We start from the raw sequence: 11,738 nt of genomic DNA, 5'->3' as shown, positions 1-11,738 counted from the left end.
CGCCGTCAGCTGCTTTGATAGCTATACTCCTTCTGATCTGCGTTTTGGAGCCCCGATGGCGAGGGTCATCCGGCAAGACGGGCGGCTCCGTAACGAGAATCAAGCTCAGCCCCTGGTCCGAAACGGCAGCTGCGACCTAGCGCAGCGCGTCCGGGCTCCAGCCGCCGCCGAGCGCCTGGTAGAGCGAGACCGAGGCCGACAGCCGGTCCGAGCGCGCCTGGACCAGCGAAAGCTCAGCCGAAAGCAGCGCGCGCTGGGCGTCGAGTTGCTCGAGATAGGGCGAATAGCCTGCGCGATAGCGGTTGGTTGCGAGACGCAGCACCTCGGCGAGCGAGATGCGCTGCGCCTCGATCACACGCTCCTGCTCGGCGACGCGATCCACAGCGGCGAGCGAATCCTCGACTTCGCGGAACGCAGTGAGCGCCGTCTTGCGATAGGTGAAAGCGGCCTGGTCGCGGCGCGCCGCGGCGGCATCCTGCTGCGCATGCAGCCGACCGCCTTCGAAGATCGGGGCGAGAATGCTGCCGCCGAGCGAGAAGATGGTGACCGGATCGGGCAGCAGGTTCGAGGTGACGAAGCCACCCGCGGCGCTCAGCCTTATGCTGGGCAGAAAGGCGGCGCGCGCCGAATCGAGCGAGCGGTCCGCGGAGACCACGCTCTGCTCGGCCTGGGCGATGTCGGGCCGGCGGCGGAGCAGCTCGGAGGGAAGCGCGGCGGGCGTTTGCGGGGTCTGGAGCGCGTCGAGCGTCAGGCCCCGGACGATTGCGCGCGGATTTTCGCCGAGCAACAGGTTGAGCGCATCCTCCTGCCGGCGGATCGAAAGCTCGGTGGCGGGGATCAGCGCCTGGGCGGCGGCAAGCTCGGCTTCGGCCTGGCGCTGGTCGAGCATGGGGGCATAGCCGGTCTCGGCCCGGCGCTGGGCGAGATGGAGCGCTTCGCGGCGCGCGGCGACCGTATCCTGAAGCACGACGAGCCGGGCATCGAGCGCGCGCAACCCGATATAGCCGCTTGCGGCGGAGGCGGCGACGGCGAGGCGGACATTGTCGCGCGCCGCTTCGGTTGAGAGCAGCGAGGCGCGCGCGGCGGCGCTGGCATTGGCGAGCCGGCCGAACAGATCGGTATCGTAGGAGATGGTGAGCTGGGTCTGGCTGACGGTCTGATCGGTGCCCTGACCGAACGCATTGAGCGCGCGTTGCCGATTGCCGCCGGCGGTAGCATCGACCTGGGGAAGCTGCTGGGCCCGCGAGAGGCGGAACTGCGCGCGGGCTTCCTCGACGCGGGCGGCGGCGATCGCGATGTCGGTGTTGTTGGCGAGCGCCGCATCGACGATCGCGGTCAGCGCGGGATCGCCGAACCCCTGCCACCAGGTGGCGGAGACCTCCGCACCCGGCTGGGCGGTGCCGCCGCGCCAGTCGCTGGGCGGCGAGACCGCGGCTGTGGACGGGGCTTCCGGCCTGGGGCCTGCACAGGCGGCGAGCGCCAGCGCAGTCCCGAGCAGCAACAGGGTCCGCGCGCGCATCACGACTTCTTTCGGGTGTCGATGTGAAGCTCGACCGACATGCCGGGGCGCAGCCGCACCGCCTGGGACTGGCCGGGATCGACCGAGACGCGCACGCCGATCCGCTGCGGCACCTTCACGAAATTGCCAGTGGCGTTGTCGGGCTTGAGCACCGCGAATTCGGAGCCGGCAGCAGGCGAAAGCTGCTCGACATGGCCCTGGAGCTTCGCGCCGCCGAGCGCATCGACGGTGAAGGTCGCGGGCTGACCGGGCCTCATTCCCGCGGTCTGCGCTTCCTTGTAGTTGGCGATGATCCAGCGATCGGGCGGGACCAGAGCGAGGAGCTGGTTGCCGTTGGTGACATATTGGCCGAGCCGGACGCCGATCTCGCCGAGCTGGCCATCCTCGGGCGCACGGATGACCGTGTTGCCGAGATCGATCTCGGTGAGGCGAAGCTGCGCGCGCGCGGCCTCCACCTGCGCCTCGAGCCCGCCGCGGCCGACATCGACGGTGCGGATGTCCTGCCGGGCGATCTCGCCAGACGCCACCGACTGGCGCACGCCGGCCTCCGCCTGGGCGAGCGCCGCCACCGCCTGGTCGCGTTCGCGGCGCGAGACCGATCCGTCGCTCACCAGATCGTCGATCCTGGCGAGATCGGCGCGCGCACGCAGGAGCTGGGCGCGCGCGCCGGCGAGCCCCGCGGTCTGCGATTGCAGCCCGGCGGTGCGCGACGCATGCGCCTGCTTGCTGTTGGCGAGCGCGGCGAGCTGAGCATCGAGATTGGCCGCCGCCTGCGCCACGCGTGCGCGGTAGATGCGGTCGTCGATCCGGACGAGGACCTGGCCGCGCTTCACCTGCTGATAGTCATGGACCAGCACCTGGACGACATAACCGCTGACCTGCGGCGCGATGCTGGTGGTGCGGCCACGGACATAGGCGTTCTCGGTGGTCTCCTCGGCGCCGCCAAACGGCGGCAATTGCCAGGCGCGCAGCAGGATCAGGATCGCGGCGAGCGCGACCAATATGATGCCGGCGGTGGCGATGTTGTGCCTCGTCGCAGGACGCCAATATCTGGGCTTCTGCTCGACAGGAGGAGCGGCTTCGGCCGTTGGCGCTGGGTCAACCGTCGGCGCGGTTTCGGTGGTCGCTGCCGGCCCCGCTGTCTGCGCAGGTTCAGCCGCTTGCCCTGGTTCGTTGATGCGTGTTTCGGTCATTGCATGGCTCCCCGGCGCTGGAGGATGCGCGTCGTCAGGATTTTGGTCAGGATGAAGAACGCGGTCGCAAAGGCAAGCAGCGCGACGATCCGGAAGACGTCGTTGAAAGCGAGAATCCCCGCTTCGCGTTGGAGCGCGGCGTAGAGGCCGTTGGTACCCTGCTGTGAGAGGCGAGCGACCACCTGCGGATCCGAGGCGAGGAGGTGTTCGGACAGCGCCGCGGCATGCGCTTTCGTGCGGATTACCTGATAAGTGCCGAGCAGCGAGGAGCCGAGCAGACCACCGACATTCTGGCTGGTACTGAACAGCACGAGGAAGCTGATTAGATAATTCGGCCCGAGCTGGAGCACGCGGATGAACCCGAAGAGCAGCGCCGGTCCGATGAAGAGGCAGGTGCCGAAGCCGAGCAGCGCCTGGCTCAGATAGAGCTGCTCCGGGCGGGTCAGATTGCTGGAATTGCTATCCAGCAGCGCGCCGATCCCGATGATTATCGCCGCGCTCATGATTTGCCACGGTATCCGCGTGGGGCTGAGCGTGAGCACGGCGGTGGCCACGCCCAAGATCTGCGCCAGCATCACGAACCCGAACAATATATGGAGCTGATCATTGTTCAGCCCGCCCGCAGTGAGCAGGCCGGTCGTGCCATAGGTCTGCTCTGCGAGCGAGAAACGGACGAGCAATGCGATCCATGCGAAAATCACGAGGTCCCGGCTGCCCAGCCAGTCGATCTCCAGCAGCGGACGTGGGCGGAGGTGCTCGATCACGAACGCCGTTGCGAGCAGGATGGCAGCGAAAATGAGCGCGACGCCGACCCAGCGGGTGTCGGTCCACCACACATAGCGTCCCGCACCGATCGCGCCGCAGAGCAGGATCATGCCAGGTATCACGAGCCCAACGGTGAGGAAGTCCAGCCGCTCGAAGGCTTTGCCACAAATGCTTGGCGGCAAGGGCATGGCCCAGAACGCAGCGCCGACAGCAAGCGTGAGGCCGAGCTCGAAGAGATGCAGACCCTGCCACTGACCGACCACGAGCAGGGTAACCGGAAACAGACGCGCAAGCGGCACCGAGAATTGGGTGATCGAAATGGCGAGCAGCAGCGCCAGCGGTCGCGTCTTGGGTCCGAAGAGTTGCAGCATGTAGTAGACCGTCATCGTCGTCAGACCAGTGGCGGCGATGCCCGAGGCCGCGCGGACGATGAGAGCCGTAGTGAAACTGGGCGACGCCAGCTGGATCAGGGTCGTCGTGGCGTAAATGACCAGCAGCGTGAAGGTGACGCGCGGGATGCCGAATTCGATGCGAGCGCGGATCAGCAACAGGTTCCCGCTGGCATTGAAGGCGACATACATCGCCGACAGCCAGCTGGCTTCGGCCACCGTCACCCCCAGGCTGCCCGCGATGTTCTGCAGGTTCACGGTCACCAGCGCGTTGCCGAGCGACGCGGTGAGCCCGACCAGCAGTGCGACCGCGACATAGGCGATCTTGCGCCGGGGATGATGCGCGGGCGAATAGGGCCCGCCGGGGAACGTCGGCTGCTCAGTGGGGCCGAACTGGTATTCGGCGGAGGATGCGGTGGCGCTCATTCAACGGCACACGAGCGAAGGTAGAGCGGCGAAGACTCCGCCCGGCTTGAATATCCGAGTTCCTTTCCGTCCCCGAAAGCCATCGTCACCCCTGAGCATTGGTGGATTCGAAAACCAGCGAGATCCCCATTATGCGCGATACTCTTCACGTTCGCCATTACCCGCCTGGGTGGGGTGGCACATCCATACCAAGGTGTAACTGGCCCAAACGGAGGCGCAATTGGCCGGCGCCGGCTAGGTCCGCATCCTGGCGGTTCTCAAGGGAAGATTTGCGATGGCCACCGTTTCCGGCTTCGATCCGGCGCGCACTGCGTTGCTGTTCGTCGACCGTACCGCCAAGCTGTGCGCTACGCTTCCTGAATCCGTGCCCGCCCGACGGCGCCGGCCCAGGAACGCGCGTCAGGCCAGGGCCGGCATCCGATCGAGCAGCTTGTCGAGCGTCACCGGATAGTCGCGCACGCGCACGCCGGTGGCGTTGTAGATCGCGTTGGCCACCGCCGCGCCGACGCCGCAGATGCCGAGCTCGCCGACCCCCTTGGCCTTCATCGGCGAGGACATGGGATCGGTCTCGTCGAGGAAGATCACTTCCTGGTGCGGGATATCGGCATGGACCGGCACTTCGTAGCCGGCGAGATCGTGATTGACGAAGAAGCCGAAGCGCGTGTCGACCGCGAGTTCCTCCATCAGCGCGGCGCCGGCGCCCATCGTCATGGCCCCGATGACCTGGCTGCGCGCGGACTTGGGATTGAGGATGCGGCCCGCGGCGCACACCGCGAGCATGCGACGGATGCGGATCTCAGCAGTGGCGGAATCGACGCCGACCTCGACGAAATGGGCGCCGAAGGTCGATTGCTGATATTTCTTGTCGAGGTCGCCATATTCCATGAAGTCCTCGGCGACGAGGCCACCGGTGCCCGCCGCCTGGGCGAGGGGGACGCTGCGGTTTCCCGAGCGGACCTTGCCGTCGGCGAACACGGTGTCGGCCGAATTGAAGCCAAGCTTGGCCGCCACGGCCTCGCGCAGTTTCGTGCAGGCGGCATAGACACCGGCGGTAGAGCTGTTCGCCCCCCATTGGCCGCCGGAGCCGGCGGAAACGGGGAAGTTCGAATCGCCGAGCTTCACGACGATCCTCTCGAGCGGCAGGCCCATCATCTCGGCCGCAGTCTGCGCGATGATCGTGTAGGTGCCGGTGCCGATATCGGTCATGTCGGTCTCGACCGTGACCACGCCGTCGCCGTCGAGCCGGACGCGGGCGCCGGACTTGCCGACGAGATTGTTGCGGAAGGCCGCGGCCACGCCCATCCCGACCAGCCAGCGGCCGTCGCGGACCGTGCCGGGCTTCGCGCTGCGCTTGCTCCAGCCGAACTTGTCCGCGCCCACTTTCATGCATTCGTCGAGTTGGCGCTGCGAATAGGGGCGGCTGGGTTTTTCGGGATCGACCTGGGTGTCGTTGATCGCGCGGAAGCGGATCGGATCGATGCCGAGTTTCTCGGCCATCTCGTCGATCGCGATCTCGAGCGCCATCAGGCCCGGCGCCTCGCCCGGCGCGCGCATGGCATTGCCTTCGGGAAGGTCGAGCACGGCGAGGCGCATCGCGGTCATGCGATTGGCGCCGGCATAGAGCAAGCGGGTCTGGCCGACAGCGGTCTCGGGGCCGCCGCCGGGGAGATCGCCCGACCAGCTTTCATGGCCGATCGCGGTGATCTTGCCGTCGGGCGTCGCGCCGAGCCGGATCCGCTGGATCGTCGCGGGGCGGTGCGGCGTGTTGTTGAACATGAAGGGGCGGGGAAGCGCGACCTTGACCGGTCGTCCCGCCGCCTTGGCGCCCAGCGCGGCCAGCACCGCATCGGCGCGGATGAACAGCTTGCCGCCGAAGCCGCCGCCGATGAAGGGCGAGACGAGGCGGACATTCTCCTTGGGAATGCCCAGCGTCTTGGCCATGTCGCCGACCGACCAGGCGATCATCTGGTTGGCGGTCCACAGGGTCAGCTTGTCGCCTTCCCAAGCGGCGATCGAGGCGTGCGGCTCCATCATCGCATGGGCGTGATCGGGGGTGGTGTAGGTCGCGTCGAGCTGGACCGGAGCCGCGGCGAAGGCGCCAGCGAAATCGCCGACCTTGGTATCGGCGACGGTGCCGAAGCTGGGCTCGGGCGCGGTCGCGGTGCCCATCGCGCCGGCGAGATCGAACGCACCCTTGGCGCGAGCATAGTCGACGCGGATCAGCGATGCGGCGGCGCGGGCCTGCTCGAAGGTTTCGGCGACGACGAGCGCGACGGCCTGGTGGTAGTGCTCGATCTCGGGGCCGCCGAGCAGCTTGGCGGTGTTGAAATTGCCTTTGCCGAGCTTGCCCGCATTGTCGGCGGTGACGATCGTGAGCACGCCGGGCGCGGCCTTGGCATCGGCGAGGTTGATGGACGCGATGCGGCCCTTGGCGATCGCCGAGCCGAGGATATAGCCATAGGCGGCGTTCGGCGCTTCGGCGTGATGCTCATAGGCATATGTCGCGGTGCCGGTGGTCTTGCGCGGACCGTCGATCCGGTCGGTCGCCTTGCCGATGATCTTGAGCTGGTCGATCGGGTTGGTGGTGGCGGGGGTATCGAACTTCATGGCTCAGGCCCTCGCTTCGGCCAGCACCGAGTCGAGCGTGCGCTCGGCCAGTGTCAGCTTGAATGCGTTCTCATGCGTCGGCTGCGCGCCGGCGAGCAGCACCTCGTTGGTGCGCTTGGCGCCCTTGGGCAGCTGTTCTTCGGCAGCCTCGATCCGCCATGGCTTGTGCGCGACGCCGCCCAGTGCGACGCGGCCGGTACCGTCCTTCTGGATCACCGCTGCCACCGAAATGAGCGCGAAGGCATAGGACGCGCGGTCGCGGACCTTGTGATAGAAATGCTTGCCGCCGACTGGCTTGGGCAAGGTGACCGCAGTGATCAGCTCGCCGGGGACCAGTGTGGTCTCGATGTGCGGCGTGTCGCCGGGAAGCGTGTGGAAATCGGCGATCGGGATCGCGCGGGTGGCGCCGTCGGGCTTCACCGTCTCGACGCTGGCGTCGAGCAGGCGCATCGCCACCGCCATGTCGCTGGGATGCGTCGCGATGCAGGCGTCGCTGATGCCGATCACGCCGAGGCTGCGGCTGACTCCGCCGATCGCCGCGCAGCCGCTGCCGGGCTTGCGCTTGTTGCAGGGCTGATTGGTGTCGTAGAAATAGGGGCAGCGGGTGCGCTGGAGCAGGTTGCCCGCGGTCGTCGCCTTGTTGCGGAGTTGGCCCGAGGCGCCGGCGAGCAGCGCGCGCGAGAGCACGGCGTAATCCTTGCGCACGCGCTTGTCGGCGGCGAGATCGGTGTTGCGGACCAGCGCGCCGATGCGCAGGCCGCCCTCCGGTGTCGCCTCGATCTTGTCGAGTTGGAGTCCGTTGACGTCGACCAGATGCGTCGGCGTCTCGATCTGGAGCTTCATCAGGTCGAGCAAATTGGTGCCGCCGGCGATGAAGCGGGCGCCCTGGGTGCGTGCGACGATCGCCGCGGCCTCGGCGGGGGTGCGGGCGCGCTCGTAGCTAAAGCTTTTCATGCCCTGGCTCCCGCGACTTCCTGCATCGCCTCGACGATGTTCGAATAGGCGCCGCAGCGGCAGATATTGCCGCTCATCCGCTCGCGCATCTCGGTGGCGGTCATCTGGGGCTTGGCATTGATGTCGGCGCTAACATGGCTGGGGATGCCGCGCTTGATCTCGTCGAGCACCGCGACCGCCGAGCAGATCTGGCCGGGAGTGCAATAGCCGCACTGATATCCGTCATGCTTCACGAATGCGACCTGCATCGCGTGCATGTTCTCGGGCGTCCCGAGCCCCTCGATCGTCGTGATCTCATCACCCTCGTGCATTACCGCGAGGCTGAGGCACGAATTGATGCGGCGGCCGTCGACGATCACCGTGCAGGCGCCGCACTGGCCGTGGTCGCAACCCTTCTTGGTGCCGGTGAGATGGAGATGCTCCCGCAGCGCGTCGAGAAGGGTAGTGCGCGTGTCGAGCTCCAGCTCGCGCGGCTTGCCGTTCACCTTGAACGCGACCTTGTGCATCGGTGCGGCTCCCTGGACTGGCGGAGCGGGTTCGGCGGCGACATTGGGCGCCACCGTGACGGCCACCGAGGCGGCGCCACTGATCAGCACCCCCCGTCTCGAAATGTCGAATTCGCCTGATCTGTCCATTGCGGTGCTCCGGATCGCGCGGGGCGTGTATGGGTTCAATTGCGGGCAACGGATGGAGTTCCATCCGCGCTTCGTTTCGATGACGATACCCTAGCGTGTCGATCGGCCCCTGTCTTCTTGCATTGCAGCAATTGCGGTGTTGGGTTGCGGCGCGTCTGGTGCTAGCGGGCGCGCATGCTCAATCTTGCCGACATCACGGTCCGCATCGGTGGTCGGACCATCATCGACGACGCCAGCGCCAAATTGCCGCCGCGCAGCCGCGTGGGCCTGATCGGCCGCAACGGTGCGGGCAAGACCACATTGGTGCGCGTGATCACCAAGCTGCTCGACGCGGATGGCGGCGAGGTCTCGATGCCCCGGGGCAGCAAGATCGGCTATATCGCGCAGGAAGCGCCGAGCGGCGTTGCCACGCCGTTCGAAACGGTGCTGGCGGCGGACATCGAGCGCGCGGCGCTGCTGGAGGAGGCCGAGCACAGCCACGATCCGGACCGGCTGGGCGAGATCCATGAGCGGCTGAACACGATCGAGGCGCATTCGGCGCCCGCGCGCGCGGCGCGCATCCTGGTCGGGCTCGGCTTCGACGAGGAGGCGCAGCACAGATCGCTCGACAGTTTCTCGGGCGGATGGAAGATGCGTGTCGCGCTGGCCTCTTTGCTGTTCTCCGAGCCCGATGTGCTGGTGCTCGACGAGCCTTCAAACCACCTCGACCTCGAAGCGGTGCTGTGGCTCGAGGACTTCCTGAAGAGCTATCCGGCGACGATCCTGCTCGTCAGCCACGAGCGCGACTTCCTCAACAATGTCGTCGACCACATCCTGCATCTCGATCGCGGCAAGCTGACGCTCTATCCGGGCGGCTATGACGCGTTCGAGCGCCAGCGCGCCGAGCGCCAGGCGCAGCTCGCCTCGGCACGCCAGAAGCAGCAGGCCGAGCGCGAGAAATTGCAGGACTATATCGCGCGCAATTCGGCGCGCGCATCGACCGCCAAGCAGGCGCAGAGCCGGCAAAAGGCGCTCGCGCGGATGCAGCCGATCGCCGAACTGCTCGACGATCCGACCTTGCACTTCGATTTCCCCAACCCGGACGAGCTGCGGCCGCCGCTGATCACGCTCGACATGGCGACGGTGGGCTATGACAAGACGCCGATCCTGAAGCGGCTCAACTTCCGCCTCGATCCCGACGATCGCGTGGCGCTGCTCGGCCGCAACGGCAACGGCAAGACCACGCTCGCCCGCCTGCTCGCCGCGCAGCTCGCGCCGATGGAAGGCGCGATGACCGCTTCCGGCAAGATGAAGGTGGGGTATTTCACCCAGTATCAGGTCGAGGAACTCGACCGGACCGAGACGCCGCTTCAGCACATGACCTTGCTGATGAAGGGTGCGAGTCAGTCCGCAGTGCGTGCGCAGCTCGGGCGGTTCGGTTTTTCGGGGCAGAAGGCCACCACCGACGTGGGCAAGCTCTCGGGCGGCGAGCGCGCGCGACTGGCGCTGGCGCTGATCACCCGCGACGCGCCGCACATGCTGATCCTCGACGAGCCGACCAATCACTTGGACGTCGATGCGCGCGAGGCGCTGATCCAGGCGCTCAACGCCTATACCGGCGCGGTGGTGATCGTCAGCCACGACCGGCACATGCTCGAGATGACCGCGGACCGGCTGGTGCTGGTCGACAGCGGCACCGCGAGCGATTTCGACGGCAGTCTCGACGACTACATTTCCTTCGTGCTGACCAAGGATGCGAGCGACGCGGCCAAGGCGAGCGGCGAGGGCAAGATGAGCAAGAAGGATGCCCGCCGCGCCGCCGCCCAGGCGCGCGAACAGGGCACCGCGCTCAGGAAGAAGGCCAAGGAGGCCGAAGCGGCGCTCGCCAGGCTGACCGAGCAGCGAAGCGTGGTGGACCGGGCGATGTTCGATCCGTCGACCGCGGACGCCAGCCTCGCCAAGCTCTCAATGAGCGATCTTATGAAGCGGCGCGCCGAGCTGGAGGGCCAGATCGAGGCGGCCGAGGCGGCGTGGATGGAGGCGAACGAGGCGCTGGAATCGATCGCGGCCTGACCCGGGGTTTCCGGATTCAGGCCGCTGCGGCGCTCGACAGTTTTCCGAAATCGGCCGATGTCGCGAAGTTGAACTGCCCCTTGCCGCGGCTCTTGGAGCGATAGAGTGCGCAGTCCGCGCACGACAGAAGGCGTTCGAGGTCCAGGCCGAAATCGGCCGCCATGGCAATACCGATACTAGCCGCGACCAGCACGGACTTTCCGTCGATCAGATACGGCGCACTGAGATCGCGGATGAGCCTGCGCGCGAGCATTTGCGCTTCGTCCGGATGGCCCAGATCGGTTTGCAGCACGACGAACTCGTCGCCGCCCAGGCGCGCCACCGTGTCACCGGCGCGGACGGTCTTTTCCATCCGCCGGGCCACTTCGCGCAGGAGCGCGTCGCCCGCCGGATGGCCATGCAGGTCGTTGACCGACTTGAAGCCGTCCAGGTCCACATAGTGCAGGGCCACGCCGTCGCTCTGGAGAGCCGATACGGAGTCCTGGAAGCGCTCGCGCAGCATCAACCGGTTCGGCAGCCCGGTCAGGGCGTCGAATTTGGCGAGGAGCGCGAGATCGTGCTGGGTGACGAGATGCAGCACCGCCGAGCAGTGCAGATGGTGGACCGTGTTCAGGCTCAATATGGCGATCAGGCCAACCAGCATGGCTTCGGTCGCGAAGAGCTGTGTGTGGAGCGCTATCGCGTTGGGTAACGACGCGTGCCACGCCAGGGCGGCGACGGTGGGGACGGTCGCCATAAGGAGGCTGATCACGCAGATGACCGGCCTTGCCGAAATGCGGGAAACGACGCCGGCGCCGAAACCGAAGACGATGCTGACGGTGATCAGGTGCATAAGCGGATCGTGGAAGGTCAGCGCGCGCATATTGAGGACCGCGATCAGGCCGGCGAATGCATAGCTGCCAACGGCGTAGCGCCGCTCCCAGCGACGCAGTTCGTGGCGCGTGATCGCGCCTTCGGCATGGCTTTGATAGGCATTCATCACCAGCAGCCGGCCCAGCGTCACCAATGGGATAAGGATCGCGACCGCCGTGAACACGGGGTCACGCCACTTGGCGGCGAGCAGCGCGGCCACGCCGGCGCATACCACGCCCATCGCAACGATGGGAAAGCGCATGCTGAACAGCGTATCGACGAGCTTACGGTAAACGGCTTCGGGCAATGCGACCGTCTGCCTCCACGAAGAAGTCCGTCGTGCCAC

Annotated in this window: 8 protein-coding genes; 1 reads left to right on the top strand and 7 read right to left on the bottom strand. The window is 66.9% G+C overall.

Annotated features, from left to right (window positions below):
* Window positions 1-136: 136 nt before the first annotated feature.
* From IAG41_RS07865 to paoA, 6 genes are all read right to left on the bottom strand, one after another.
* A complete protein-coding gene (locus tag IAG41_RS07865) occupies window positions 137-1,519 on the bottom strand; it encodes an efflux transporter outer membrane subunit (RefSeq protein ID WP_187728078.1) in 1,383 nt (460 codons plus the stop codon).
* Window positions 1,519-2,712: an HlyD family secretion protein gene (locus IAG41_RS07860; RefSeq protein WP_187728077.1), complete on the bottom strand. Its 1,194-nt coding sequence runs from the start codon at window positions 2,710-2,712 to the stop codon at window positions 1,519-1,521. The genes IAG41_RS07865 and IAG41_RS07860 overlap by 1 nt, the downstream gene beginning before the upstream one ends.
* On the bottom strand, window positions 2,709-4,292 hold the full coding sequence (locus tag IAG41_RS07855; protein WP_187728076.1) for an MFS transporter: 1,584 nt from the start codon (window positions 4,290-4,292) through the stop codon (window positions 2,709-2,711). Before IAG41_RS07855 ends, IAG41_RS07860 begins: the two co-directional genes overlap by 4 nt.
* A gap of 399 nt (window positions 4,293-4,691) precedes the next feature.
* Window positions 4,692-6,899, bottom strand: a complete 2,208-nt coding sequence (gene paoC, locus IAG41_RS07850; protein ID WP_187728075.1) for an aldehyde oxidoreductase molybdenum-binding subunit PaoC — start codon at window positions 6,897-6,899, stop codon at window positions 4,692-4,694.
* Between the two features lie 3 nt (window positions 6,900-6,902).
* Window positions 6,903-7,853, bottom strand: a complete 951-nt coding sequence (locus tag IAG41_RS07845; RefSeq protein ID WP_187728074.1) for an FAD binding domain-containing protein — start codon at window positions 7,851-7,853, stop codon at window positions 6,903-6,905.
* Window positions 7,850-8,488 (bottom strand): aldehyde dehydrogenase iron-sulfur subunit PaoA, encoded by a 639-nt coding sequence (paoA, locus tag IAG41_RS07840; protein WP_187728073.1) that lies wholly within the window; start codon window positions 8,486-8,488, stop codon window positions 7,850-7,852. The genes IAG41_RS07845 and paoA overlap by 4 nt, the downstream gene beginning before the upstream one ends.
* A 174-nt stretch (window positions 8,489-8,662) precedes the next feature.
* Here paoA and IAG41_RS07835 point away from each other — a divergent pair, with 174 nt between their 5' ends.
* On the top strand, window positions 8,663-10,540 hold the full coding sequence (locus tag IAG41_RS07835; protein WP_187728072.1) for an ABC-F family ATP-binding cassette domain-containing protein: 1,878 nt from the start codon (window positions 8,663-8,665) through the stop codon (window positions 10,538-10,540).
* A 16-nt stretch (window positions 10,541-10,556) separates the two neighbouring features.
* On the opposite strand, the gene IAG41_RS07830 is transcribed toward IAG41_RS07835, so the two are convergent.
* Window positions 10,557-11,699, bottom strand: a complete 1,143-nt coding sequence (locus IAG41_RS07830; protein WP_262408539.1) for a GGDEF domain-containing protein — start codon at window positions 11,697-11,699, stop codon at window positions 10,557-10,559.
* Window positions 11,700-11,738 lie beyond the last annotated feature (39 nt).

Origin of the sequence: Sphingomonas sp. JC676, from assembly GCF_014489075.1 — a bacterium.
Lineage (GTDB): Bacteria > Pseudomonadota > Alphaproteobacteria > Sphingomonadales > Sphingomonadaceae > Sphingomonas.
Note: the sequence above shows the minus strand (reverse complement) of the source record. Positions and strands in the feature narration are given on the sequence as shown.

Coding starts and splice junctions, on each gene's coding strand:
- IAG41_RS07855 (WP_187728076.1), bottom strand. CDS start 4,292: ATGAGCGCCACCGCATCCTCCGCCGAATACCAGTTCGGCCCCACTGAG.
- IAG41_RS07835 (WP_187728072.1), top strand. CDS start 8,663: ATGCTCAATCTTGCCGACATCACGGTCCGCATCGGTGGTCGGACCATC.
- IAG41_RS07865 (WP_187728078.1), bottom strand. CDS start 1,519: ATGCGCGCGCGGACCCTGTTGCTGCTCGGGACTGCGCTGGCGCTCGCC.
- IAG41_RS07845 (WP_187728074.1), bottom strand. CDS start 7,853: ATGAAAAGCTTTAGCTACGAGCGCGCCCGCACCCCCGCCGAGGCCGCG.
- IAG41_RS07860 (WP_187728077.1), bottom strand. CDS start 2,712: ATGACCGAAACACGCATCAACGAACCAGGGCAAGCGGCTGAACCTGCG.
- paoA (WP_187728073.1), bottom strand. CDS start 8,488: ATGGACAGATCAGGCGAATTCGACATTTCGAGACGGGGGGTGCTGATC.
- paoC (WP_187728075.1), bottom strand. CDS start 6,899: ATGAAGTTCGATACCCCCGCCACCACCAACCCGATCGACCAGCTCAAG.